The 25,366-nt window shown below is 72.4% G+C and carries 25 protein-coding genes and 1 riboswitch; of the genes, 6 read left to right on the forward strand and 19 right to left on the reverse strand.

What is annotated here, in order from left to right:
• Positions 1 to 22 precede the first annotated feature (22 nt).
• Both AC0VYL_RS18795 and AC0VYL_RS18800 read left to right on the forward strand, forming a co-directional pair.
• Positions 23 to 1,276: a DUF58 domain-containing protein gene (locus tag AC0VYL_RS18795; protein ID WP_475481016.1), complete on the forward strand. Its 1,254-nt coding sequence runs from the start codon at positions 23 to 25 to the stop codon at positions 1,274 to 1,276.
• Positions 1,277 to 1,293: 17 nt separating this feature from the next.
• Positions 1,294 to 3,651 (forward strand): transglutaminase TgpA family protein, encoded by a 2,358-nt coding sequence (locus AC0VYL_RS18800; protein ID WP_475483538.1) that lies wholly within the window; start codon positions 1,294 to 1,296, stop codon positions 3,649 to 3,651.
• Between the two features lie 176 nt (positions 3,652 to 3,827).
• On the opposite strand, the gene AC0VYL_RS18805 is transcribed toward AC0VYL_RS18800, so the two are convergent.
• From AC0VYL_RS18805 to AC0VYL_RS18860, 12 genes are all read right to left on the reverse strand, one after another.
• Complete coding sequence (locus AC0VYL_RS18805) at positions 3,828 to 4,253, reverse strand: DUF3040 domain-containing protein (RefSeq protein WP_475454561.1); 426 nt, start codon at positions 4,251 to 4,253, stop codon at positions 3,828 to 3,830.
• Between the two features lie 243 nt (positions 4,254 to 4,496).
• Positions 4,497 to 5,783: a DNA polymerase IV gene (gene dinB / locus AC0VYL_RS18810; RefSeq protein WP_475454563.1), complete on the reverse strand. Its 1,287-nt coding sequence runs from the start codon at positions 5,781 to 5,783 to the stop codon at positions 4,497 to 4,499.
• A gap of 41 nt (positions 5,784 to 5,824) precedes the next feature.
• Complete coding sequence (locus AC0VYL_RS18815) at positions 5,825 to 6,607, reverse strand: methyltransferase domain-containing protein (protein WP_475454565.1); 783 nt, start codon at positions 6,605 to 6,607, stop codon at positions 5,825 to 5,827.
• Between the two features lie 44 nt (positions 6,608 to 6,651).
• The gene (gene nusB, locus AC0VYL_RS18820) at positions 6,652 to 7,065 is read right to left on the reverse strand and encodes a transcription antitermination factor NusB (protein ID WP_475454567.1); all 414 of its coding nucleotides are present in this window, start codon (positions 7,063 to 7,065) and stop codon (positions 6,652 to 6,654) included.
• Positions 7,065 to 7,628, reverse strand: coding sequence for an elongation factor P (gene efp / locus AC0VYL_RS18825; RefSeq protein WP_378741354.1), 564 nt, complete (start codon positions 7,626 to 7,628; stop codon positions 7,065 to 7,067). Before efp ends, nusB begins: the two co-directional genes overlap by 1 nt.
• Before the next feature lie 160 nt (positions 7,629 to 7,788).
• Positions 7,789 to 8,871, reverse strand: a complete 1,083-nt coding sequence (aroB, locus tag AC0VYL_RS18830) for a 3-dehydroquinate synthase (RefSeq protein ID WP_475481017.1) — start codon at positions 8,869 to 8,871, stop codon at positions 7,789 to 7,791.
• The gene (locus AC0VYL_RS18835) at positions 8,868 to 9,371 is read right to left on the reverse strand and encodes a shikimate kinase (protein WP_475463138.1); all 504 of its coding nucleotides are present in this window, start codon (positions 9,369 to 9,371) and stop codon (positions 8,868 to 8,870) included. The genes aroB and AC0VYL_RS18835 overlap by 4 nt, the downstream gene beginning before the upstream one ends.
• Before the next feature lie 219 nt (positions 9,372 to 9,590).
• Complete coding sequence (locus AC0VYL_RS18840; RefSeq protein ID WP_475454571.1) at positions 9,591 to 9,941, reverse strand: hypothetical protein; 351 nt, start codon at positions 9,939 to 9,941, stop codon at positions 9,591 to 9,593.
• A gap of 88 nt (positions 9,942 to 10,029) precedes the next feature.
• Positions 10,030 to 11,211, reverse strand: coding sequence for a chorismate synthase (aroC, locus tag AC0VYL_RS18845; protein ID WP_475454573.1), 1,182 nt, complete (start codon positions 11,209 to 11,211; stop codon positions 10,030 to 10,032).
• A gap of 45 nt (positions 11,212 to 11,256) precedes the next feature.
• Positions 11,257 to 12,195 carry a prepilin peptidase gene (locus AC0VYL_RS18850; RefSeq protein WP_475481018.1) on the reverse strand — a complete coding sequence of 313 codons (939 nt, stop codon included), beginning with the start codon at positions 12,193 to 12,195 and terminating at the stop codon, positions 11,257 to 11,259.
• 67 nt (positions 12,196 to 12,262) lie between these two features.
• Entirely contained in the window at positions 12,263 to 12,970 is a 708-nt protein-coding gene (locus tag AC0VYL_RS18855) for an SseB family protein (protein WP_475454577.1), read from the reverse strand.
• A 101-nt stretch (positions 12,971 to 13,071) separates the two neighbouring features.
• A complete protein-coding gene (locus AC0VYL_RS18860) occupies positions 13,072 to 13,521 on the reverse strand; it encodes a MarR family winged helix-turn-helix transcriptional regulator (RefSeq protein ID WP_475481019.1) in 450 nt (149 codons plus the stop codon).
• A 183-nt stretch (positions 13,522 to 13,704) separates the two neighbouring features.
• On the opposite strand from AC0VYL_RS18860, the gene AC0VYL_RS18865 reads away from it, so the two are divergent.
• The 4 genes from AC0VYL_RS18865 (at position 13,705) to AC0VYL_RS18880 (ending at position 18,780) form a co-directional block, all read left to right on the forward strand.
• The gene (locus AC0VYL_RS18865; RefSeq protein WP_475454581.1) at positions 13,705 to 14,247 is read left to right on the forward strand and encodes a YceI family protein; all 543 of its coding nucleotides are present in this window, start codon (positions 13,705 to 13,707) and stop codon (positions 14,245 to 14,247) included.
• A 192-nt stretch (positions 14,248 to 14,439) separates the two neighbouring features.
• Complete coding sequence (locus tag AC0VYL_RS18870) at positions 14,440 to 14,748, forward strand: DUF2470 domain-containing protein (protein WP_475481020.1); 309 nt, start codon at positions 14,440 to 14,442, stop codon at positions 14,746 to 14,748.
• A 241-nt stretch (positions 14,749 to 14,989) separates the two neighbouring features.
• Positions 14,990 to 17,749, forward strand: a complete 2,760-nt coding sequence (locus AC0VYL_RS18875) for a serine/threonine-protein kinase (protein ID WP_475481021.1) — start codon at positions 14,990 to 14,992, stop codon at positions 17,747 to 17,749.
• 41 nt (positions 17,750 to 17,790) lie between these two features.
• Positions 17,791 to 18,780 carry an aldose 1-epimerase family protein gene (locus tag AC0VYL_RS18880; RefSeq protein ID WP_475454587.1) on the forward strand — a complete coding sequence of 330 codons (990 nt, stop codon included), beginning with the start codon at positions 17,791 to 17,793 and terminating at the stop codon, positions 18,778 to 18,780.
• 16 nt (positions 18,781 to 18,796) lie between these two features.
• Here AC0VYL_RS18880 and AC0VYL_RS18885 read toward each other — a convergent pair whose 3' ends face one another.
• The 7 genes from AC0VYL_RS18885 to AC0VYL_RS18915 all read right to left on the reverse strand — a co-directional run bounded on the left by AC0VYL_RS18885 (position 18,797) and on the right by AC0VYL_RS18915 (position 25,281).
• Positions 18,797 to 19,408, reverse strand: a complete 612-nt coding sequence (locus tag AC0VYL_RS18885) for a nucleotidyltransferase family protein (protein WP_475454589.1) — start codon at positions 19,406 to 19,408, stop codon at positions 18,797 to 18,799.
• Between the two features lie 125 nt (positions 19,409 to 19,533).
• Complete coding sequence (locus tag AC0VYL_RS18890; protein ID WP_475454591.1) at positions 19,534 to 20,700, reverse strand: XdhC family protein; 1,167 nt, start codon at positions 20,698 to 20,700, stop codon at positions 19,534 to 19,536.
• 133 nt (positions 20,701 to 20,833) lie between these two features.
• Positions 20,834 to 21,307: a PH domain-containing protein gene (locus AC0VYL_RS18895; RefSeq protein WP_475454593.1), complete on the reverse strand. Its 474-nt coding sequence runs from the start codon at positions 21,305 to 21,307 to the stop codon at positions 20,834 to 20,836.
• Positions 21,308 to 21,413: 106 nt separating this feature from the next.
• A complete protein-coding gene (gene ribH, locus AC0VYL_RS18900) occupies positions 21,414 to 21,887 on the reverse strand; it encodes a 6,7-dimethyl-8-ribityllumazine synthase (RefSeq protein WP_475454595.1) in 474 nt (157 codons plus the stop codon).
• 49 nt (positions 21,888 to 21,936) lie between these two features.
• Positions 21,937 to 23,223 (reverse strand): bifunctional 3,4-dihydroxy-2-butanone-4-phosphate synthase/GTP cyclohydrolase II, encoded by a 1,287-nt coding sequence (locus AC0VYL_RS18905; protein WP_475454597.1) that lies wholly within the window; start codon positions 23,221 to 23,223, stop codon positions 21,937 to 21,939.
• 67 nt (positions 23,224 to 23,290) lie between these two features.
• Positions 23,291 to 23,935 (reverse strand): riboflavin synthase, encoded by a 645-nt coding sequence (locus tag AC0VYL_RS18910; protein WP_475481022.1) that lies wholly within the window; start codon positions 23,933 to 23,935, stop codon positions 23,291 to 23,293.
• 116 nt (positions 23,936 to 24,051) lie between these two features.
• Positions 24,052 to 24,182: riboswitch (FMN riboswitch) on the reverse strand.
• A 67-nt stretch (positions 24,183 to 24,249) separates the two neighbouring features.
• Positions 24,250 to 25,281, reverse strand: a complete 1,032-nt coding sequence (locus tag AC0VYL_RS18915) for a phosphatase PAP2 family protein (RefSeq protein WP_475481023.1) — start codon at positions 25,279 to 25,281, stop codon at positions 24,250 to 24,252.
• Positions 25,282 to 25,366: the final 85 nt, after the last annotated feature.

Here is a 25,366-nt window from a genome sequence, read left to right on the forward strand (position 1 = left end):
TCGGAACCACAAGAGACGGACCATGCGCCCGCAACGTACCCTCACCGCACGCGGTGGTCTGATGTTGTTCTCCGGTGTCGTCGCGCTCGTGTGCGGTTTCGTCATCGGCCAGCGGGAGCTCGCGGGGGTGGGTCTCTTCCTGCTCCTGGTGCCCCCGATCTCGGCGCTGACGATCCTGGGCGCGACGGGACGGGTGGTGCAGAGCCGAGCGCTGCAGCCGAGCCGGATCTCCGCCGGTACCGACACCCGGGTCCTGGTGCGGATCGGCAACTCCTCCCCCACCTGGCCGGTGATCTGGGTGCGGATCGAGGACACCCTGCCGGTCCGGCTCGGGTACGAACCCCGCTACACGGTGGGGTTCCTGGCCGCGCGGGCGGTCCGCGACGTCACCTATCTGGTGCGTCCGGCGGTCCGCGGCCGGTATCCGGTCGGCCCGCTGAAGGTGAGCGTGGTGGATCCGCTGGGCTGTGTCCGGGTGACCCGTCAGGTCGGCGCCCCCTCCCCCCTGCTGGTGACCCCGCCCGTGGTCCCGCTCCCCACCCTCGGCGCCTCCGACGGTTCCCAGGGCGAGAACTCCCCGCGCCGTTCGGTGACGGGTGCCGGGGAGCGGGACCCCATCCCGCGCGAGTACCGCCACGGCGACGAGATGCGCCGGGTGCACTGGCGTTCCACGGCCAAGCACGGTGAGCTCATGGTGCGCCGGGACGAACAGCACTGGCGCGAGCACAGCACCCTGCTCCTGGACACCAGGTTCGGGGCGCACGCGGGTGAGGGCGCCTGGAACTCGTTGGAGACGGCGGTCAGCGTCGCCGCCTCCGTTGCGGTGAACCTGCTGGACAGCGGGCACGAACTGCGTCTGCACACCGAGCGGGGCCAGCTGCACACCGCCCACACGTCCGGCGTGCTGGACGGTCTGGCGACCGTGGAGGCCTCCGAGGCGGACGGCCTGTACGGCGGGATCAGCACTCTGGAGGGTGCGCGGGGTTCCTCGTCCAGCCTGGTGGTGGCGGTCCTGGGCGCGGTGTCGCCCGAGGACGCCTCGGCCCTGTCCCGGGTACGCGGGCCCGGACTGCACGTCGCGGTCCTGTGCACGGGGGCGGCGTGGACCGACACCGAACACACGCGGCGTACCGCCGAACTGCTGACCGCCAACGGCTGGAGTGTGGTCCAGGTCGGTGAGGCCGCCGAGCTCCCACCGTTGTGGGGGCGGGCCGTCACCGGTGGGTCACCCCCGGCCCCGGCCGGCGCCCGTGTTTCCTGGGAGGGTTCCCGTTGAGACTGACGAACGCACTGATGCCCCTGGCCGCCCTGGTCTCGATGCTGGCCGCGCTGCCGCTGCTCGGCGGACTCATCCGCGGCGACGGCTGGTGGGGGCCCGCCGTCGTCCTCATGGTCGCGGTGTCCCTGGTGTCCGCCGTGTACCGCCTGAGCGGCCGCACCTCGTTCCCGGTGCCGTTCCTCCAGCTGCTGGTGGCGGCGCTGCTGTTCACCCCGATCCTCACCCCCGGCACCGGGTTCCTCGGTGTCGTGCCGACCTCGGCCACCTTCGAGCGGACGTGGGTGCTGTTCGAGCAGGGCGTCAACAGCATCAACACCAGCGCTCCCCCGATCCCGACCACCGCCGGGCTCCAGCTGATCATCGCGCTGACGTTCCTGGTGTTCATGATGACGGCGGACTTCCTCGCGGTGACCGCCCGCTGCCCGGGGATGGTCGGCGGGCTGGTACTGGCGCTGATCGTGGTGCCGTTGGCCGTGGACGGCGCCGGGCTGACCTGGGTGCAGGCCGCCGTCTGCGCGGCGGGCTACGTCGCTCTGCTGGCCACGGACATGTGGGTCCGGGGGCGTGAGTGGGGGGTCCGGGTGCCGGACGGGCACACCCCGGGGAGCCGCTTCGCGGCGGGCGCCGCGCAGCTGGGCACCGTGGTGGCCGCCGCCTCCGTCGCGATCCTCCTGGCCCTGTCCCTGCCGTTGATGGTGCCGTCCCTGCGCACCGACGCCGTCCACACGATGGCGGACGGCGTCGAGTTCGGCGCCGGCGGCAGCGTGACCACCACCCACCCCCTGGTCTCGCTCCGCCGCGACCTGGCCGCCTCCTCCAACCGCGCGGTGCTGACCTACCGCAGCGACGCCGAGGCGCCCGACTACCTGCGCACCTACGTTCTGGACGAGTTCAGCGGCGAGAACTGGACGATGTCACCGGTGTACACCGGCCGCGACTCCGCCCTGGAGGACCCCCTCCCGCCGCCCCCGGGACGCAGCGGTGATTCCTCCGCCTCGGTCACCACGCGGGTGGTGATGGACTCGGACGCGCCCGGCACGGAGTTCCTGCCTCTGCCCTACCCCGCGCGCTCGGTGGACGTGACCGGTGACTGGTACGTGGACCCCGACACCCTGATGGTGTTCACCACCGACACCCCGCCGACCGGGTTCGACTTCACCGTGGAGTCCGCCGAGAACAGCCCCGAGGCCCAGGACCTGGCCGACGCCGGGCCACCGAGCTCCCTGTCCGACGACCACCTCGACCTCCCGAACGGCGTCGACGGCCGTGTCCAGGAGCTCACCGACTCCGTGACCGGGGACGCCGACTCCGCCTACGGGCGGGCCGTCGCGCTCCAGGACTTCTTCACCGGCGGCGACTTCACCTACGACCTCAGCCCGCCCTCCGTCCCGAACGGCGCCGACCCGCTCTCCCACTTCCTCCTTGAGGACCGGATCGGCTACTGCGAGCAGTTCGCGGGGGCGATGGCGGTCATGGCCCGCCAGGCGGACATCCCCGCCCGGGTCGCGGTGGGTTACACGGCCGGGCAGCAGGGCGGCGACGGCCGCTGGTCGGTGTCGGTCGGTGACGCGCACGCCTGGCCGGAGCTGTACTTCGAGGGTTCCGGGTGGGTGCGTTTCGAACCCACCCCCGCCTCCACCCAGGGGCAGGGCACGGCCACGGTCCCCGAGTACGCCGGGGGCGACGCGGTGCCGGAGCCCCGACCCGATCCCGAACCCAGCCCCTCGGACTCCCCCGAGCCCACCCAGAGCCCCGAGGACGAGCCCTCCGCCAACCCCTCCGAGGCCGCGAGCCCGACCCCCGAGGAAGACGAGGAGGAGTCCGCCGACTCCGCCGCGGGCACTGGGGAGGGCGGTGCGGGTTCCGGCGCGGCCCCGTGGTGGCCGGTGGCCGCGGGCCTGCTCGGCGGGCTCCTGCTGCTGGCAGGCCCCGCCCTGGTCCGGTCCGTGATCCGCTGGTCGCGTCGGGCCGCGGTGGCCGCGGGCGGGACCGCGGCCGCGCACACCGCGTGGCGCGAGCTGCGGGACACCTGCCTCGACCTGGGTGTGGAGTGGACGCTCACCGAGAGCCCCCGGGCGACCGCCGCCCGGCTGGGCGCCGTCCGCCCCGACGGGACGCTGCTGCCCTCAGAGGCCCACGCCGCCGTGTGGCGGCTGGCCCTGGCGGAGGAGTCCGCGCGCTACGCCCCGGAACCGGGGGACGCCCAGCACACGGACGGCGACCGGATCACCGCCGACCTCGCCACGGCCCGGACGGGGGCGAAGGCCGCCGCCACCCGTGGTGACCGCTGTCGGGCGCTCCTGCTGCCGCGCTCCCTCGCCCCGTGGCACCGTCCCCGGACCGCCGCTGACGCCGTCCCCGCCCCCGCCTGACCCTCCCGGGTCGGGGGCGGCGCGGGGCGCGGAGCACGCGTCTCCGCGCGGGCGGGGCGCACGGAAAACGGTGGGGCCCGCACACGACTGGCGTGTGCGGGCCCCACCGTTGCGAACGGGCGAGCGTTCTGGGCATCCGTCACCTGGGAGGACCGGTGTCCGTCCCGAGCGGGCTGTTACTCCTCGCCCTCCTGGCGACGGCGCCACCGCTCCTCGAAGCGGTTCATCATCCCAGGACGCTTGGCGCCCCTGCGCTTGTGTTTGGTCTCCGTCTCGGCCTCGGCCAACATCGCCTCCGCACCGCCCCCGGCGGCCTTGCGCCAGGCGTTGGCGCCCAGCAGGAAGGAGGCCAGCATGAAGATGAACCCGAGGACGCTGATGGTGACCGGAACCGCCAGCGACGAGTCCGGACTACTCAGCAGCAGCCCCAGGAGGAGCAACACCATACCGAGTACGAAGCCGATGACGGCCTTGATGATCCAGCGCTTGTAATGGACTCCGGGGTTCGTCTGCCGAACAGTGTTCGCGAACTTCGGGTCCTCGGCATACAGCGCCTGCTCGATCTGGTCGAGCATGCGCTGCTCGTGTTCAGAGAGCGGCACGGTGCCTCCCTACGGCAGTCCCCGGTTGGGGTGACGGGTACTGATGAACAGTCTCTTGGTCAGTGGTATGCCCAGAATACGGTGCACTAGCGCCTAGTGGAAAGAAAAGCTGCGTGTGTACCTGACCCACTACGGCCACGATACCCTCGCCCTGTATCGGAAACACCGGCTTCCATGCCTCTCTTCTAACCCTTACTCCGGTTGTACTCTGAGAACGCTCAGAGGCCCCCGGAAGTTGCCGCATCATACGTCGTTTTCGTCACGCTTGGCCAATACTGCCGACTGTATCGCGCCTGGACCGAAACGGGCCTTCACCCGGTCCATAACCCGTTCAACGTCCCGCCAACCCGAGTCCTCCTCCCCCAAGGCGAGTTGGTGGTGCGCCTGCTCCACCGGGGCGACACCCTCCAGTCGGACCCCCACCAGACGCAGCGGGGTGCCCTTCAACCCCGACGCCGCGTAGAGCGCACGCGCCACCGCGCTGATCTCCCGGGCCACGTCCGTGCTCTCGGAGAGGGTCCGCGCCCTGGTGATCGTGGAGAAGTCGGCCCGGCGCAGCTTCACGCTCACCGTGCGCCCCACCTGTCCCGAGACGCGCAGACGGTGCGCCACCTTCTCCGACAGCCGCAGCAGCTCGCGGTCGATCAGGCCGGGGTCGTCCACGTCCTCGGCGAAGGTCTCCTCCGCGCCGACGCTCTTGTCCGGGGTGTCCGGGACGACCGCGCTGGGGTCCTCGCCCCGGGACAGCGCGGTCAGGCGGGCACCGGCCTTCTCCCCGAGTTCCATGCGCAGCAGGTCGGGATCGGACCGGGACAGGGCGCCCACCGTGCGCAGGCCCAGCCGGACGAGTGTGCGCTCGGTCTTGTCCCCCACCCCGGGCAGGGCGCCGATCGGCAGGGGGTCCAGGAAGCCGTGCACCTCCCGCGTGGGCACCAGCAGCAGACCGTCGGGCTTGCAGTGGGTGGAACCGAGCTTGGCCACGAAACGGGTGGCGGCCACCCCGACCGAACAGGTGAGCCGCTGCTCACGGCGGACGCGTTCGCGGATCATCGCGGCGATGCGCACCGGACCGCCGAGACGGCGGCGGGCCCCGGAGACGTCCAGGAAGGCCTCGTCCAACGACAGCGGCTGCACCAGGGGCGTCACCGAACCCAGGATGTCCATGACCGCCTCGGAGGCCTGCCGGTAGGCGGCCCCGTCCGGCGGGTAGACCAGGGCCTCCGGACACAGCCGCATCGCCTGGGCCATGGGCATCGCGGAGTGCACGCCGTGGCGGCGGGCGATGTAGTCGGCGGAGGAGACCACGCTGCGCGGACCGGTGCCGCCCACGATCACCGGACGGCCGCGCGCCTCGGGGTGGCGCAGCTGCTCCACGCTCGCGAAGAACGCGTCCATGTCCAGGTGCAGGATGTTGCAGTCGTCGTCCGGACCGGAGCCGTCCAAGGGGAAGTCCGACCGCAGGGGGGCGATCCCCTCAGGGGTGACCACACCCCGCAGAGCGGCACCGCGCTCCAGTTGACGTCGGCTCATAAGGCCAGGTTATGCCCTGTCCGCAGCGTCCCGCCCCGGCCCTAGGGCTTGAGGGCGACGGCGTGCAGCTGCGTGGCGACGCCGATCAGCTCCGGGTGGTCGGCGGCGGCCCGCTCCAGCTCCACCAGGTGCTGCCCGGCCTGGGCGTCACCCTCCCAGGCCTGTCCGGGCAGGATGTCCGCGAACACACGCACCCCGCGCACGCTCTCCCCGGTCAGGCCGGAGTGGCCGACCAGGTCGAGGAGCTGCTGACGGGTGAAGCGGCGGGGCATGGGGTCGGCCTCGCCCCAACGGCCGTCCGGGTCCTCCAGCAGGTGCCGGGCCTCGGTGATGTGCCCGGCCAGGACCCTGTGCAGGGCACCGGCCACGGCGTTGGTGACCAGGAGGCTGACCGCGCCGCCGGGGCGGGTGACCCCGGCGACGTCGGCCAGTGCGGCGGCGGGGTCGTCGACGTACTCCAGCACGTTGTGCACCAGCACGAGGTCCGCGCTGGCGGCCGGGAAGAGCGAGGCCAGGTCCTGGGTCTCCCCCTGGACGCCGCGCACCATGACACCGCTCTCGGCGGCGCGGCGCTCCAGGGCGGCCAGGGAGTCGGGGCTGGGTTCGACGACGGTCACGCGGTGACCGAGCTCCGCGAGCGGGACGGCGGCGCCACCGGTGCCACCGCCCGCGTCGACGATCTCCAGGGGCTCACCGTCGAAGAGACGGTCCAGCAGCCGTGAGAGGGCGTCCCACACCACGGCGGTCCGGGCCGCGTTGGCCGCCCGCACGGGGCCGGTCCCCGTACCGAAACCGGTCACGGGCGTGCCGCTCCTGTCAGTCACCTGCGTTCCCTCAATCAGCTAGTGCCCGGCCTCGGCGCGAGGTCTCAGAGCGAGAGCGTCGACTTGTTCTCCATCAGCCTAGACAGAAGTCCGCTGATGAAGTTGGGCGACTCGTCGGTGGAGAGCTCCTTGGCGACACCGACGGCCTCCGCGATCGCGACGCCGTCGGGGATGTCCTCGGCCCACAGGAGTTCGTAGGCGCCCATCCGGAGGATGTTGCGGTCGACGACCGGCATGCGCTCCAGGGTCCACCCGATGGCGTACTCGTCGAGGAGCGAGTCGATCCGCTCGCGCCGCTCGTCGACGGAGCGGGCCAGCAGCTCGGTGAACTCGTTGATCGGCGGTTCGGGCTGGGCCCGGCGACGCTTGATGACGTCTTCCACCGAGGTGGAGCGCACCTCGGCCTCGTAGAGGACCTCCACCGCGCGCCGACGGGCCTTGCGCCGTGCACCACTCATCAGTTGACACGCCCGAGGTAGTCGCCCGTGCGGGTGTCGACCTTGACGCGCTCACCGGTGGTGACGAACAGGGGCACCTGGATGGTGGCGCCGGTCTGGACCTTGGCGGGCTTGGTCCCGCCGGTGGAGCGGTCGCCCTGGACGCCCGGGTCGGTCTCGGAGATCTCGAGCTCGACCGCGGCGGGCATCTCGATGTAGAGCGGGTTGCCCTCGTTGGTGGCCACCGTGACCTTGGTGTTCTCCAGGAGGAAGCCCTTGGCGTCCCCGACCACGGCGTCGCCCACCGGGATCTGGTCGTAGGTCTGGGTGTCCATGAAGATGAAGGAGTCACCGTCGTGGTACAGGTACTCCATGTCACGGCGGTCGACGCTCGCGAACTCGATCTTGGAGCCGGCGTTGAAGGTCTTGTCGACGATCTTGCCCGTGAGGACGTTCTTGAGCTTGGTGCGGACGAACGCGCCGCCCTTGCCCGGCTTGACGTGCTGGAACTCCAGGACGTTCCAGAGGACGCCGCCGTCGAGCCGCAGGGTCGTGCCGTTCTTGATGTCGTTCGTCGTGGCCACTTCGGTCGTCTCTCCCAGGGGTGTGACACGTCGGAGACCGGACTCGCTGGTCCGGTCGGTGGTCAGTGGGGCGAGGCGTGGTTCCCGTGGCCGCCGATGGCCGTGCCGACCGGCTCCCGGGCACTCCTCGCCTTCGATCAGTCTAGTGGCTCCCGGGGACTCAGGAACCGCTCACGACCGCCTGATAGGCCTCGTCCAGCAGCTCGGGGGCGGGTCCGCTCAGGATCGCGGTCCTGGCCAGACCGTCCAGGACCACGAATCGCAGTGTGGATCCGCGGGCCTTCTTGTCCACGGCCATGGTGGCGCGCAGCTCCGGCCAGGCCTCGGCGGTGTAGCTGACGGGCAGCCCCACCGAGGTGAGCACGGTGCGGTGCCGACGCACCAGGTCCTCGTCGATCCGCCCGTCCAGGCGGGCGAGTTCGGCGACGAAGACCATGCCGATGGAGACCGCGTAACCGTGCCGGAAGGTGTAGTTCTCGGCGCGCTCGACGGCGTGCGCGAGGGTGTGGCCGTAGTTGAGGATCTCGCGGCGGCCGCTCTCCTTGAGGTCGCCCGAGACGACGTCGGCCTTGACCCGGATGGCGCGCTCGATGAGTTCGCGCGTGTGCCGACCCTCAGGGAGGGTGGCGCCCTCGGGGTCGTCCTCGACCAGGTCGAGGATGACGGGGTCGTCGATGAACCCGGCCTTGATGATCTCGGCCAGCCCGCCGACGTAGTCCGCCCGGGGCAGGCTCGGCAGGGTGGCGAGGTCGCACAGCACCCCGGCCGGGGGGTGGAAGGCGCCCACGAGGTTCTTGCCCTCGGGGGTGTTGATGCCGGTCTTGCCGCCCACGGCGGCGTCCACCATGCCCAGCAGGGTGGTGGGCACCAGGACCGAACGCACCCCGCGCAGCCAGGTGGCCGCGACGAACCCGGCGAGGTCGGTGGCGGCCCCGCCGCCCAGGCCCACCACCGCGTCGGTGCGGGTGAAGTTGAACGAGCCCAGCCGCGACCACAGCCCGGTGGCGACCGCGGCGGTCTTGGCGGCCTCGCCGTCGGGCACGGGCATGGGCCGGACGGTGTATCCGGCCTCCTCCAGGACCCCGGCCACGGGGCGGGCGATCTCGCCCAGGCCCTCGGGGTGGATGACGGCCACCTGCGCGGCGCCGCCGACCAGGGAGGGCAGTTCGGCGAGGACGCCGCTGCCGACCACCACGTCGTAACGTCCGGTGGGCTCCCCCACACCGATCCGGGTCACGGTCACTGGGCGGCCTTTCCGGTGGGGAGGGAGTCGACGATCGCGTCCACGATCTCCTCGGGGTGGTACTCGGTGGTGGGCACGGTCACCGAGGCGAGGCCCTCGTAGACCGGGAGCCGTTCGTTGAGGAGCTTGCGCAGCTGGGTGCGGGGGTTCCCGGACAGCAGCGGGCGGGCGACGTCCATACCGACGCGCTTGGCGGCCTCGCCGAACTCCACCTGGAGGTAGACCACGTGATGGTCCGCGAGTTCCTTCCGGGTGTCCTCGTTGAGGACGGCGCCACCGCCGACCGCGACGACCCCCTCCCAGGAGCGCAGACCCTCCGCGACGACCTCGCGCTCCAGGGCGCGGAAGTGCTCCTCGCCGTCCTGGACGAAGATGTCGCTGATGGGCTTGCCCGCACGCCTCTCGATCTCGGTGTCGGTGCACAACAGGTCCGCGTCCAGTCGGCGGGCCAGGGCCTCACCGACGGTGGACTTGCCCGAACCGGGCGAACCGATGAGCACCGCGATCGCTCTTGCCACGCTCTGCCTACCTCTGGGGGTCACCCCCGCACTCACGGGGAACGTTCTGACCGCCTGCTCGGGGCCGCGCCTGACGGCCCATCCCCGCGTTCACGGGGAGCAGGCTCTACCCAACCAAAGTACCGGTGTTTTCCGCGCCTATCCCCAGCTGCGGGGAGGCACCCGGCACGACGGCGGCCAAGGCCCCTGATCCATCGGCCGTCAGGACGCTTCCGGATCGAAGGCGAGGCCCCGGTGACTGAGCCGAGTGTCCTCGCAGCGTCCCTCGACGGTGGCCTCCACGTCGAAGACGTGCTGCTCGGTGGGCGGATAGCCGATGAGCTGAAGCGCGCGGCTGGGGACCGGGCCTTCGGAGGCCGCGGCGGACTCCCACAGCAGGACCGCTCCCCACCGATTGGTCTCGGGGTCGGCGATCCAGGCTTTGAGGCGCAGACCGGGCACCTCCGCGAAGGCGTCGACGGACGTCTCCTTCAGGTACGCGCGCAGGGACTCGATGGTCTGGTCGGACTGGGACAGGTCCCACCAGACGGTGGCGAGGCGAGGGTGGCGCATGGGGGAACTCCTGGGGATGGAAGCGAACTGGCCCGCGCTCCGAGGAGGGCGGGCCAGTGGGGTGGTGCCAGCGGCCAGTGTGGTCGTGCTAGCGGATCGTCAGCGAGTCCAGGTAGCCCCGGAGGTTGCGGGCGGTCTCGGGGACCGAGTCGCCGCCGAACTTCTCGATGGCGGCCTCGGCGATGACCAGGGCGACCATGGCCTCGGCCACGACACCGGCGGCGGGGACCGCGGTGACGTCGCTGCGCTGGTGGTGGGCCTTGGTGGGCTCGCCGGTCTCGGTGTCGATGGTGTCCAGCGCCTTGGGCACCGTGGCGATGGGCTTCATCGCGGCGCGCACCCGCAGGGGGTCGCCGGTGGACATGCCGCCCTCGACCCCTCCGGCGCGGTTGGTCCGGCGGCGGACGCCGTCGGTGCCGGGCTCGATCTCGTCGTGGGCCTCGGAGCCGCGGCGGGCGGCGGTGCGGAACCCGTCTCCGACCTCCACGCCCTTGATGGCCTGGATGCCCATGAGGGCCCCGGCCAGGCGGGAGTCCAGGCGGCGGTCCCAGTGCACGTGGCTGCCCAGGCCGGGCGGCAGGTTGTAGGCGAGCACCTCGACGACGCCGCCCAGGGTGTCCCCGGACTTCTTGGTGTCGTCGACCTCCTCGACCATCCGGGCGCTGGTCTCCGGGTCGAAGCAGCGCAGCGGGTCCTCGTCGATGGCGGCGAGGTCCTCGGGGCGCGGCTCGGGGGCGCCCTCGGGAACGGCCACGGGGCCCATGGAGACCACGTGGCTGAGGATCTCGATCCCGAGCGCCTGGCGGCAGAACTGCCGGGCGACCTCACCGACCGCGACCCGGGCGGCGGTCTCGCGGGCGCTGGCGCGCTCCAGGATCGGGCGGGACTCCTCGTGCCCGTACTTCTGCATGCCCACGAGGTCGGCGTGCCCGGGGCGGGGGCGGGTGAGCGGCGCGTTGCGCGCCACGCCGTCCAGTTCCTCGGCGGGAACCGGGTCGGGCGACATCACCTTCTCCCACTTGGGCCACTCGGTGTTTCCGACCTCGATCGCGACCGGCCCACCCTGGGTGATGCCGTGCCGGATGCCTCCGATGACGGAGACCTGGTCCTTCTCGAACTTCATCCGGGCGCCCCGACCGTACCCGGCGCGACGTCGGAGCAGCGCGGCGGCGATGTCGTCAGAGGTGACGGACACACCGGCCGGAAGGCCCTCCAGGATCGCGACGAGTGCAGGTCCGTGGGACTCCCCCGCGGTCAGCCAACGCAACATGTCCACGATCCTCCCACGGATCGGGTGGAGGCGTGGTCACCGGGCTCAGGGTTGGGGGAGCAGGGGGTGACCGGCCAGGACGGTCGCGAGGGTGGCGGCGAGCATGAACGGGCCGAGCGGGAGCGGTTCGGTCCGGGTGATCCGGCGCAGGAGCAGCAGGGCCACCCCCAGCAGGGAGAAGGCCGCGAAGGCCCAGAAGGCGGCGACCAGAGCGCCCACCGGTCCGGCCGCCCAGCCCGCGTAGAGGCCGGTGAGCCCGGAGAGCTTGACGTCCCCGAACCCGAGCCCGCCCGGTCTGATCCGCCACAGCAGCCAGTAGAGAACCGTGATGAGCGCCATGCCGACCAGGGCCCCGGTGCCGCGTTCGAGGTCGGGGCCGAAGGGCGGGAGGAGGACCGCGGCGGCCAGGAGGAGCGCGGCCACGGGGTAGGCGGGGGCAACGAGGGCGTCGGGCAGGCGCATGACGCGCAGGTCGACGGCGGAGAGGGGGACGCCGAGCGCGACGAGCCAGAGCAGGGCGAGGAGGCCGAAGGGCGACCAGTGGGCCAGGTGGGCGGGGGCGAGGGCGCCGACCAGCGCGAAGAGCAGCGCCGTGGTGCCGACGACGGCCGGGTCGGGGCGGACCCGGTCCGAGCAGTGGGGGCAGGCGCCGCTCCGCCGGAAGGCGCGGGAGGCGACGACCGGCAGGCCCCGGGCGAAGCGGAGGCGGGTCAGGCAGTGCGGACAGCGGGGCGGCGGCGGCCCTTCGTACGCCTCTTCGGGGTCGACCGTCGCGGTGGCGGGTGCCGTCGGTGTGTCGGGCGCGCCTGCCCGTTCTCCGATTCCACCTGTGACAACGTCCTGGTGAGCGACCTGCCCCGGGCCGAAGAGGGGGACCAGTCGGCCGCCGGTGCGGCCCACCACGAGGCCGAGGGCGAAGAGCACGGCGGCCGCGAGGACCGCCCACGGAAGCGGGGACGACGTGAGCGCCAGGGGGGTGGGCATGTTCGGAAACTACCTGCTGGCGGGGCCCGGCGACAGGGTGTGCGGCTGCCTGTGGACAACCCCGGGGTCACTCGTCGTCGCGCCGGGCCCGCACGACCGCGCTGAGTTCGACCCCGCCGGGCAGCACGTGCTGGAGTTCGGTGCTGAGCCGCTCCGCGACCCTGCGCAGCGACTCGTCGTCGCGCTCGTCCAGTTCGAGGCGGATGCCGAGGTCCGCGCGTTCGGAGGGGTGGATGCGCACGCGTTCGATCCCGAACTCGGCGTGCGTCACCCGGTAGACGATCGACAGGACCTGAGGGTCGTCCTTGGGCTCGGGTACCGACCCCTGCTCCGCGAGCACGGTGAGGAAGCGGCCCTGGATGGTGTGCGGAACCGGCCCGGACACGTCGATGACCAGCGCGTCGGCGTTCTCCTCCAGGGTGGCCTGGCAGGCGTCCCGCGTGGTGAAGGGGACCGGTCGGGCGTCCGGACGCCAGCGCCGGACGGCGTCCACGGAGGTGAAGGCCAGGACCCCGCGACGACCGTCCTTGCCGGTCATGATGGGGATGGCCACCTCGCTGTTCTTGTCCTTGGTGAGCCCGCCCACGCCTTGCTCGGTCTCGGTGGCCACGGACACCACGGGGATGAGGACCCGGGAGCCGCTGAGGGCGGCGAGGACCTGCCGGTCGCCGGTCCGGCCCGCGGCGTGCTCACGCAGGCACGCCTCGACGTCCGGGTCGGCGCTGCCGTCGTCGTCACGGAAGTTCTGGGCGCCGATGATCGATGGTCTGCTCACGGGCTCCGACTCTACCCGGGGTGTGTGTCCGTTCCGGGGTCGCTTCCCGGACAGAACCATGTGACCTCTCCCCTGTTCCGGCGGCGCGCCGCCGCCGTGGATCAGGGGCGCGCGCCGTCGAGCGCGTCGACGATCCCCCTGAGCTGGACGACCTGCTCGGAGGTGAGCCGGTCGAACATCAGTGAGCGCACTCTGGTGGCGTGGCCCGGCGCGGCCGCGCGGAGGGCGGTGGCACCGTCGTCGGTGAGGACCGCCCACAGTCCGCGCCGGTCGTCCTCGCAGCTCTCCCGCCGCACGTGGCCGTCGCGTTCGAGGCGGGCGATCTGGTGGGAGAGGCGGCTCTTGGAGACGATGACGGTCTCGGCCAGGTCGCGCATCCGCATGCGCTGTTCCGGGGCTTCGGAGAGGTGGGCGAGGATCCCGTACTCGATGAGGGAGAGGCTGTCCCGGGAGCGCAGGTCGTGTTCGAGTTCGTCGTAGATCCAGGCGTTCATCCGCAGGAACCCGCGCCAGACGTCCTGTTCGTCGGCTTCGAGCCAGGCCTTCTCCATGGCCTGATTCTAGCCCGCCGGCCCGGGTCGCGGCCCCGGGACGGCGAGGGCCCTTGCGTCCTCGGGGACGAACACCTAATCTACTTCCCAGGAAGATACTTCTAAGGTACTTTGTTGCTAGACAACGAACCGCACAGTGGGACGGCCCAGAACCCGGGTCGCCCGAACACAGGGAGAGACACCATGGCCGCTCAGGAACTCAAGCCCGGCACCTGGAAGATCGACGCCGCCCACAGCGTGGTCGGCTTCTCCGTCCGCCACATGATGGTGAGCAAGGTCCGTGGCCGCTTCGAGAGCTTCGACGCCACGCTGACCGTGCCCGAGGACCCCACCCAGTCCTCCGTCGAGGCCACCATCGAGGCCAGCTCGATCAACACCGACAACACCGACCGCGACAACCACATCCGGTCCAACGACTTCTTCGAGGCCGACAACCACCCCGAGTTCAGCTTCCGCTCCACCGGCCTGGAGGCCAGGGGCGAGGACTTCGTCCTCAAGGGTGACCTGACCATCAAGAAGAACACCCACCCGATCGAGCTGGCCCTGGAGTTCAACGGATCCACCGTCGACCCCTACGGCCTGGACCGCGCCGGGTTCGCCGCCTCCACCACCATCAGCCGCAAGAAGTTCGGCGTCGACATCGAGATGCCGATGGACGGCGGCGGCGTGGTCGTCGGCGACAAGATCTCCATCGAGATCGACGCCGAGTTCACCCGCCAGGCCTGAGTCGCACCGGCTCCGGTGGGAACGGCGGTGTCCGGGCGTGGCCACCCGAGGGGAGTGACCACCGCCCCCGGTTTTGACGTCACCTCGTCAGAAACCCGGTGAGGCCTCGGATATCGTCGACGGGGGAGGGTCCGCGGACCCTCCCCCGTCTCGTATGTCCGGCAACGACCACCGACCCCAGGAGAAGCCACCGTGCCGTCCCAGCCCTTCGCCCCCGAGGTCGTCACCGCCGTCACCGCCCACATGAACGGCGACCACCCCGAGGACACCCTGATCATCTGCCGTGCCCTGGGAGACCGCCCCGAGGCCACCGCCGCCCGCATGACCGGGCTGGACGGCGACGGAGGAGACTACGCGGTCACCGTAAACGGCACCGAGGAGGGCGTGCGCATCCCCTGGGCCGCCCCGCTGACCGAGCGCGCGCAGATCCGCGTCGAGGTCGTCCGCATGTACCAGGAGGCCTGCGCCGCCCTGGGGATCACCCCGCGCGGCCAGCACTGAGCCGACCCGCCACGGACACCGCCGAGTGGTCCGGTGACGAAGGGTCACGAAAACGGGAACCCGAACGGCCTCGGAGGAGTCCCACCAGGTGACGGGGGAAGACCGTTCACGGGTCCGCGACGCGGTGGGCTCCACCACCCGGACCGGGCCCGTGAACGACCTAACCTGGAGGGGTCCGCCCCGCCACGGCATCCCCCGGACACGCAGACGACCACCTATCCGAAGGATGGCTCCGGCCTCGATGGTCACGCCCGACCCCGGTGACGAGAACGCACCCACCCAGCGGATCGACCCCACGACGCCCACCACGCGCACCAACCCGGCGGTGGGCGCCACGCGCTGGGTCACACGCGTGTTCCGGCCGGGGGCCGCGCCTCCGCCCGAGCCGGGGTCGGCGCACCCGGGCCCGCCCCCCGCGTCCGACGACGCACCCACCCGGGTGGTCCCGCCGGGCACGCCGTCCGGGGCGGACCGCACCACCGTCCTGCCCGGCGACGCCGCCCCGGGCCCCGCGGTAGACGGCACCCGGGTCCAGCGGCCCGTCTCCCCCACGGCGCGTCCGGGCGCGAGCCGACCCGTCGGCGCCGCACCCGGCCCCTCCGGAGGCCGCACCCCGTGGTGGCGGGTGCTCCTCGGCCCCCTCCTGGACTGGATGGCGCGTCTGGTCTCCCGCGTGGTCGTGGGCCCCGCGGGCGACCTCGACTACGCCGTGCCCGCCGAACTCCGCCGCCGCTACCAGGTCCTGGACCACATCGGCGCGGGCGGCGAGGCCGTCGTCTACCTCGCCGAACCCACCGACTCCCCCGGGCGCCAACTGGCGCTGAAGGTGTACCGGCCCGGCCACGACATCAACCGCGAACTCCTGGACCGGCTGCGCGCACGGGGCACCGCCTCCCCCCACACACCCGCCATCCAGGGCTACGGGACCGCCGCCAGCTCCTGGGGCGAGGACCTGGCCTGGGAGGCCCAGGAGTACTTCTCCCTCGGCACCCTGCGCGAGGTCATCAACCAGTCCCCCATGGACGACGAGGGCGCCCGCGCCGTGGTCCGCGCCGTCTCCGACTGCCTGCACCACTGGCAGAGCGAGCTCCAGCACAACCACACCGACGTCAAACCCGAGAACCTGCTGGTCCGCTCCCTGGACCCGCCGGTGGTCGCCCTCACCGACTTCGGCGGTGCCGTGCGCGCCACCATGAGCCGTGTCTACGGCGGCCAGGCCGTCACCGAGGCCTACGCCTCCCCCGAGGTGGTGGAGGGGCGCCGTGAGGCCCCCGCCGCCTGGTGGTCCCTGGGCGTCATGGTGCACGAGCTCGTCACCGGCCGCCGCCCCGATCGCGGCGGCAACTGGCTGACCGCACGCAACACCGAGGTGGACATCTCGGCCATCACCGACGAGCGCTGGCGCCTGCTCGCCCGGGGCCTGCTCACCCTGGCCCCCTCCGCCCGGTGGGGACACGACGAGGTCGCCGCGTGGCTGGCCGGAGAGCGCCCGCCGATCCGCACCGCGAGCCGTCGGCGCCCCATCAACTTCGCCGGGACCTCCCACGAGGACCCGCCCAGCCTCGCCTTCGACCTGCTGGACCGCTCCGACACCGGTGCGATGTGGCTGCGCAGCCACTGGCCCGAGCTCCGTACCTGGCTGGACCGCGAGGTCAACGACTACACCTTCGACCGCGCCTATCTCACCGGTCTGGAGGCCCGCCCCGACCTCGCGCACGTGGCGATCAGCGCCCTGGCCGCCCGCTACGTGCCCGGCATGCCGCCGCGCTTCCGGGGCCACGAGATCAGCGCGGACGGCCTCCTGGCCCTGGCGGCGGGTGACGCCAGCCGCCACTCGGTGGTGCGCGAGGCCGTGGAGTCCGGCGTGGTGGGCCTGGGCGCCCAGCACTGGTGCCCGCACCCCGAGTGCCGCTCGGGCGGCTCCGGACGCTGCGCGCTGCTGGAGCGGGTCCAGCACGAGGTCCCACTGCTGATGGCGCGGGTGAACGAGACCCTGGAACGCGTGGTGGACGCGCGCCCCGAGCCCACCCGGAACCCCGACGCGCCCCGCCACCCCGCCGCCCACGAGATCGACTCCACCTGGGCACGCGCCGTGGAACTGGTGCTCTCACCCGAGACCGCCGCGCAGCACCGGTCCCTGCTGCGCCGACAGTCCTGGCACCCCCAGCAGCGCAGCTCCGCGCCGAACGCGCCGTGGTGGTCCGAGCAGCGCAAGGCGGCGCTGCGCGACGGCGGCGACCAGCTGGCCAGCCGGAGCGCCACGCTCGCGGCCCTCCTCCTGCTGCCGGAGGCCGCGCGGGTCGGCGGCTCGATCGCCGAGCGCGAGCGCGCCGACGGCCGCGCCCGCCGCCAGGACCGCTGGGCCTCCCTGGCCGGTTCCGCCCGGGCGCGCTGGGAGGGCGCACAGGAGAAGGTGGCCACGGCCCGGCAGCGCCGCGCGGTGGCCGCCACCCGGCCCGACAACCCCGCGCTGCCCGGCGACCCCCACCGGCCGCAGGAGCCCGTGACCGCCAAGGAGCGGCGCCAGCAGGAGCGGGCGTCCCGGCGGGTCGACCGGACGATGGGCCAGATCCAGCGCGCGATGAGGGCGGGCCGGTGCCGCCGGTTCGCCTACCCGGCCGCGCTGCTGGGTCTGCTGGACGGTCTGGGACGGGCGCTGCGGCCCGGGGAGGGCTTCTTCCCCGAGAGCCCGTTCGTGACCGACGCCTACACGGGCCTGCTGGAGTTCGGTGACAACCCCCTGACCGACGGGGCCGCCGCGCTCACCGGTCTGTTGCCCGGCGGGTTCGGCGCGGCCTGGTGGTTCCCGGTCCTGCTGTCGGTGGTACTGATCGCGCTGGGCCGTACCGCGGCGAAGTCCACGCTCAAGGCCCGCCGCCGACTGGGCGCCTTCCGCCTGGCCGTCGCGGGATCCCTGCTCATGCTCGTGGTCCTGTTCTCCACCGGACTGCTGGCCCTGGGCTCCGGTGTGCTCATCCCCTTGGACGGACTGCTCGGCTGAGCACCGCGGGCCGACACCGCGGGTGAGGCGTCGGACACGCTATGATCTCCCGGTTCGGCGGTGTGCCGGACCACGGGGAGAGGGGTGGACGGGTGGCTGAGGTGTTCGATCTGCGCGCCGGTGAGTACCGGGCGCGCGTCGACCGGACCGGAGCCGGATTGCAGGCGCTCTCCTGGCGGGGACACGACCTCGTCTGGCCGTACACGCGCCAGTCGGGCCCCATCGCCTCACAGGGGCAGCTGCTGGCCCCCTGGCCCAACCGGGTCGCCTCGGCCCGCTACACCTTCCAGGGCACGGAGTACCGGCTGGACGTCAACGACCCGGAGACCGGATCCGCGATCCACGGCCTGGTCAGCGAGGCGGTGTGGTCCACGCAGGAGCGTTCCGAGGAGGACGTGACCCTGCGCCTGGACTTCCCCGGCACCCCCGGGTACCCGTTCCCGCTGGAGCTGACCGCCACCTACCGCCTGACCTCCGGGGCCTCGGACGGGCACGGGCTCACCGTCACCGTCGGGGCGCGCAACACCGGGGACTCCGACGCCCCGTACGGACTGGGCTTCCACCCCTACCTCACGCTGGGCACGCCCCTCCGGGACCTGGTCGAGCGGGACGAGGTGCGGCTGGAGGCCACGGCCGGGAGCCGCCAGCCCGCCGACGCCGACCTGGTGCCCGTGGGCGCCCCGGTTCCGGTGTCCGGGACCGAGTACGACCTGCGCCCGCCCGGCCGGAACCCGGGCGCCACGGAGCTGGACACGGCCTTCACCGATCTCGACCGCGACCGGAACGAACGCGCCTGGGTCCGGCTGAGCGGCCCCGAGCACCGGGTGTGTCTGTGGGCGGGACCGGGCTACGGCTGGCTCCAGCTGTTCAGCTCCGACTCCCTTGGCGGCGACCTCCACCGGGCCCACCTGGCCGCCGAGCCCATGACCTGCCCGCCCGACGCCCTCAACAGCGGCACGGACCTGATCGTCCTGGCTCCGGGCGAGAGCGTGGAGCACACCTTCGGCATCCTCGCGGAGCCGCTGGACTGATCGGCGCGGCCCCGGCTCACACTCCCCCGAGTGTCTCCGTCAGCCTCACCAGGTCCTCCTCGGTGTCGATGTCCTCGGGGCTGGCGACGTCGTCGCAGGGCACCGCCGTGACCAGGTGGGAGTAGGCCCGCAGGAAGGGGCGGGCGCCCACGTCCCGCTCGGCCATCGAGTAGACCGTGGACCAGTGCTCGCGGCCCAGCAGCACGGGGTTGCGCGGATTGCCGTGGTAGGTGGCCACCGCCGCCCGGGCGCCCTGGGTGTGGGCCTCGACCAGGCGCCGGACCGCCTCGGACGTGACCAGCGGCTGGTCGGCGAGGGCGACCAGAAGGGCGTCGACGGTGTCCGGCATCGCGTCGATCCCGGCGCGGACGGAGGAGCCCATCCCCGTGGACCAGTCGGGATTGTGCACGGTCACCGCCCCGGACACGGTGGTGTCGGCGGCGCCGAGCACGACCAGGACCGGGGCGCAGCCGCCCTCGGAGAGGATGCGCGCGCCACGGTCGACGAGGCGTTCACCCCCGAGCTCGACCAGGGCCTTGGGGCGGCCGAGTCTGCTCCCCGCACCCGCCGCCAGCAGCAGTCCCGCGACCGCGCCCGAACGCCCGTCTCCTCGCTCCCCCGTACCCATGACGCGATGATGCCACGGACGCGGTCCCCGGGTGGGCCACCTCGACGAGGTCGCGGGCGACGCACCGGCCCCCGCCCAGGGATCACCGCCGTGAGCTGGGACTACAGCATCGGGGCGGTTTCGGATCACCCCTTGGAGTGGCCGAATCCGGCCGGAACCAGGGGTACCGGGGGCGTGTCCCGGTGGATCCGCCCACGGGTCTCGCTCAGGGCCCTGCCACTGCCGCCCCACCTGCTGCGCACCAGCTCGGCGGCGATGGACACCGCCGTCTCCTCGGGAGTGCGCGCGCCCAGGTCGAGACCGATGGGCGAGTGCAGGCGCGCCAGCGCCCCCTCCTCCACACCGGCCTCGCGGAGCCGTTCCAACCGGTCCTCGTGCGTGCGCCGCGAACCCATCGCACCGATGTACCCGGCCTCGGTGGACAGCGCCCGCTTGAGCACCGGGACGTCGAACTTGGGGTCGTGGGTGAGCACGCAGATCGCCGTGCGCTGGTCGATCTCGTCAGCGACCTCGTCCAGGTACACGTGCGGCCACTTCACCACCACCTCCTCGGCGGTGGGGAACCGCCTGGCCGTGGCGAACACCGGGCGGGCGTCGCACACCGTCACCCGGTAGCCCAGGTAGGAGCCGAGGTCGGCCACGGCCGCCGCGAAGTCGATGGCGCCGAACACCAGCATGCGGGGAGCCGGGGCGAACGACTGGACGAACACCTCCAGCTCGTCACCGCGCCGCTGGCCGTCCACGCCGTAGTGCAGCAGGCCCGTGCTGCCCTGGGCCAGCATGCCGCGCACGTCGTCGTCCAGGGCCGCGGCCAGGCGCTCACCGCCCCCGCCCAGGTCACCCTCGGCGTGCCCGGGCCACACGATCCGGCGACGACCCACCCGGGAGGCGTCGGAGGGATCGGCCACGACGGTGGCCACAGCCACCGGCTGGTGCTCGTCCACGGCGCCGATCACCGCGCCCAGCTGGGGGTAGGTCGCGCGGCTCACCGGCTCGACGAACACGTGCAGGGTCCCCCCGCACGTGAGTCCCACACTGAAGGCGTCGTCGTCGTTGACCCCGTAGGTGCGGCGCACCGGCACACCCGTGCGGATCGCCTCCAGGGCCTCCTCGTAGACGGCCCCCTCCACGCAGCCGCCCGACACGCTTCCGGTGACCTCACCGGAGGCGCTCACCAGCATGGCGGCGCCCGCGTCACGCGGCGCGCTCTTGAAGGTGTCGATCACCGTGGCCACCGCGAAGGTCTCCCCCGACGCGTACAGCTCGGACACGCTCGCTCGGACATCACGCACGCGGCACCTCTTCCACGAATCCCCTGGCGGGCCGCGACGGTCCGCTCATGGGCCCTGATACCAACCTATGTGCCCAACGCAACACAGAAGAGCCCCCGTTCCTCCAGGAAACGGGGGCTCGATTCGGTTTCGTCTACGAACGCGGGTCCTCCGCAGGGTCGGGCTCCCGGCCCTCGCCCCGGTCCAGCATCGAACGGAACTCCGCGAGGGCGCGCTGGGCGAACTCTCCGTCGGTGCTCTGGATGCCCATCACCGGCAGCGACGTGCCGTCCGACAGGTCCAGGCAGGGCCACGGCTCACCCACCGGCATCCGGATGTCCAGGACCTCCGGCCAGGCCAGGTGGTGCGTGCGGATGCCGTTGACGACCACCACGTTCCGCTCCGTGGCGATCAGCCGGGGACGGCCCAGCATGTGCAGCCCCGCGGCCACAGCGAGCCCGAGCCCCACGACCAGGAAGCGGTCCATCGTCCGCCACTCGGCGGGCAGGATCACGGCCAGCACGACCATGGTCGCCACGATCAGCAGGCCCAGGCCGTAGGCGACCAGCCGCACCGCGCGGGGCCGCCAGGTCCTCGGCAGGGCCGCCTTGCTCGACGCCTCGTCCACAGGTAGTTCCCTCGTCCGCACCAACTGCTCCATCTCCACGCGCTCAGGCGTGACTCACCCGGTCACCGTCCGGCCAGGCGCGGTCGCGCGCACCAGCAGGGTGGGATCAGCGACGCAGTCCGCGCAGCGCGACCGCCGTGTCCAGGGCGGCCTGCGCGGCCTCGGCGCCCTTGTCCTCGACGCTTCCCGGAAGTCCGGCGCGGTCACGCGCCTGTTCCAGGGTGTCACACGTGAGCACACCGTTGCCCACGGGGGTGGACTCGCGCAGGGCCACCTCGGTCAGACCGTGGGTGACCGACTGGCACACGTAGTCGAAGTGCGGGGTGCCGCCGCGGATGACCGCGCCCAGGGCGATCACCGCGTCGTGCCTGCGGGCCAGCTCCTGGGCCACCACCGGGATCTCCACCGCCCCGGCGACCCTCACCACGACGGGCTCGGCGGCCCCCGAGGCCTTCACCACGGCGAGCGCGTTGGCGAGCATGGGCTCGACGATCGCCTCGTTCCAGCGGGTGACGACGAGGCCCACCGAGAGCCCCGACGCGTCGACCTGGTGTTCGTCCGGACGTCCTGTGCCGCTCATGACCGGCCTTTCTGGATGGGTGTGATGGTGGTACCGGGGGGTGGTGGTCCTACTGTGCGACACCGGCCAGGTCGTGGCCCATCCGGTCGCGCTTGGTCAGCAGGTAGGAGAGGTTGTCGTCGGTGACGAAGGTCGGCATGGCCACCCGCTCGTTCACCCGCACCCCGTGGTGCTCCAGGCCCTCGGCCTTGGCCGGGTTGTTGGACAGCAGCCGCACCGAGGCCACTCCCAGGTCGGTGAGGATGCGCGCGCCGGCGCCGAACTCGCGCGCGTCGGCGGGCAGGCCCAGACGCAGGTTCGCGTCGACGGTGTCCACGCCCTCGTCCTGGAGGCTGTAGGCGCGCAGCTTGTGCAGCAGGCCGATCCCCCGGCCCTCGTGGCCGCCCATGTACACGATGACCCCGCGCCCCTCCTCCGCGACGGCCGCCATGGCCGCGTCCAGCTGGGCGCCGCAGTCGCAGCGGTGGGAGCCGAAGGCGTCGCCGGTGAGGCACTCCGAGTGCAGGCGGGCCAGGACGTCGTCGCCGTCGGACAGGTCACCGAGGACCAGGGCGACGTGCTCGGCGCCGTCGGCCGTGCCCTTGAAGCCGACCGCGCGCCACTCGCCGTACTGGTTGGGCATACGGGTCTCCACCATGCGCGTGACCAGGGCGGGGTTGGCCTCCTCCTCGGTGAGGGACTCACCGAGGGCGGCGCGGTGGGCGGCCAGCTGCTCGACCGACACCAGCTTCAGGCCGTGCTCGTCCGCGAACTCGCGCAGCCGGGGCAGGCGGGCCATGGTGCCGTCGTCGTTGACCACCTCAGCGAGCACACCGGCGGGGCGCAGACCGGCCAGACGGGCGAAGTCCACGGAGGCCTCGGTGTGGCCGCGGCGGGCCAGGACGCCGCCCGGACGGGCGCGCAGCGGCAGGATGTGGCCGGGGCGCACGAAGTCCACGGGGCGGCTGTCGTCGGAGGCCAGCAGGCGGATGGTGCGGGCGCGGTCGGCGGCGGAGATGCCGGTGCTGACACCCTCCCGCGCGTCCACCGTCACCGTGTAGGCGGTGCGCAGGCTCTCCTCGTTGCGCGCGGTCATCAGCGGCAGGTCGAGGCGGTCCAGGTCCTCCCCCTCCATGGGGACGCACACCACGCCGGAGGTGTAGCGGATCATGAAGGCCAGCAGCTCGGGGGTGGCGAGCTCGGCGGCGAAGATGATGTCGCCCTCGTTCTCACGGTCCTCGTCGTCCACCACCACGATGGCCCTGCCCTGGGCGAACTCCGCGATGGCGTCCTCGATGCGGTCGAGGACGACGGCCTGTCCGGTGTCGGCGGCCGGGGTGGTGTCGGTGACGGTCATGCCCGCTCCTGAAGGTGCGTCGTGGGTGGGTCCGGTGGGTGGGTCCGGTGGGTGGTGGCGGGGTGCGCTAGGCGCGGGTGCCGTCCTGCGCGCGGGCACGGGAGACGGCGGTGATGCGCTCCACGTACTTGGCGATGACGTCCACCTCGACGTTCACGGTGGCGCCGACCGCCAGGGCGCCCAGCGTGGTGGCCTCCAGGGTGGCCGGGATGAGGCTGACCTCGAAGAACTCGTCCTCGGCGCCGGGGGCGCTCACGGCGGACACGGTGAGGCTGGTGCCGTCCACCGTGACGGAGCCCTTCTCGACCACGTACGGGGAGAGCTGCGGGGACAGGCCGAACCGCAGGACGTCCCAGTTGTCGCCGGGGTTCCGGGAGAGGAGGGTGGCGGTGCCGTCGACGTGGCCCTGCACGATGTGGCCGCCCAGGCGGCCGTCGGTGCGGGCGGCGCGTTCGAGGTTCACGGGGGCGCCGGGGGTGAGGGCGCCGAGAGAGGAGCGGTCCAGGGACTCCTTCATCACGTCGGCGGTGAAGGTGCCCTCGCCGAGCGCGACGACGGTCAGGCACACGCCGTTGACCGCGATGGAGTCGCCGAGACCGGCGTCGGAGCTGACCAGGGGGCCGCCCAGGGTGAGCAGGACCGCCTCACCACTGCTCCCGGCGGGTTCGATGGAGACGACCTTGCCGAGTTCCTCGACGATTCCGGTGAACACGCCCTACATCCCTTCGCCTGGCACGGCTCCGGGGAAAAGGGTGTGGAAAACGGGTCCACGGCAGGAGCGGAACACGGAGCCGTCACCAAGGATCGGCACGGCTCGGACCCGCCCCAACGCGCACTGCCTCCCATCCGGACTTTAACCGTCGGTACCGGAATTCCACCGGTTCAACCGGTCGATGGAATCGACCGGGTCGCGGACTGTCACCGCCGGTTCGGACTTTCACCGACCCCGGAGCACGCGTTTGACTGTTGTCTAACGACTCGATCCTAACCCCTCCCCCACGCGGCGCATAGCCGGTGTGACGGGGGTCATTCCCGACCGGGGGCCGCGGGCCGTTCGGGTCGGGTGGCCAGGCCCGCGCGCACGAACATCTCCGGCGCCCCGAAGGACGCCCAGAGGGCCACGGCGCCGTACACCGCGTACGACACAAAGGCCGACGGCAGCCCGGCCAGGTCCCGGAAGAGGATCCGCTCCACCACCAGGACGAGCAGGACCACGGAGATCCCGAGGGCGAACCGCGCCGCGCGTGCCGTGAGCGTGCCCGCGGCGCTGTACCAACCGCGCCGGTGCAGCAGGGTGAAGCCCAGGACCCCGCCGAGCAGCGCCCCGCAGGTCGTGTAGAGTCCGGCCAGCGTGTGTCCGGCGGGGTCGGAGGGTGTCGCGCCGATCCACTCGGCGGTGGGCACCACCCAGTCCCCCCGCACGCCGAACTGCCAGGCGGTCGCCACCGCGCACGGCACCAGCGACACGGCCAGCAGCCACGACACCCAGCGCACCGTGTCCAGGGAGAGCCACCAGGCCAGGACCCGGTCCTCGTAGCGCAGCACCAGCCACAGCAGGGCACCGCCCACCGCCAGACCGACCACGACGTCACTGAAATAGTGCACGCCCAGGAACACACGGGACAGGGCCACCAGCGCGATCACCGCGACCGCCGCCCACACCAGGCTCCGGCGACCGGACCTGGCCGCGAGATAGCCGTAGGTCACCATCGCCGCCTGGCTGTGCCCCGAGGGCATCCCGAAGCCGCCGTGCTGGGAGTATCCGGTGACCCTCGCGTCGAACCAGTAGGGACGGGAGCCGTAGAGCACCGACTTGAGCAGGTTGTTGACCACCGCCGAGGCGATGACCACCACGAAGAGTCGGGCGCCCAGGCTCGCGTGGACGCACCAGAAGACGGTCACCAGCAGGACGACGATCACGCCCTGGGAGCCGAGGAAGGTGACGATCTCCAAGGGCGGGGCGAGCCACCCGGCCAGCCCCTGCAACCAGCGGATCGCCGCGCTCTCCGCCTCCCAGAGGGCGTCCACGGCCAGGTGCTCGGTGGTCCAAGCGTTCACGCGTACTCCACGGGTCCGCGCCTGGCAACGCGCTCCCGCCGCGCCGCTCCCCCGAGGGGAAGACGGAGCCGCGACCAAGCGAAAT

This window comes from Nocardiopsis sp. iso_238, assembly GCF_056173325.1.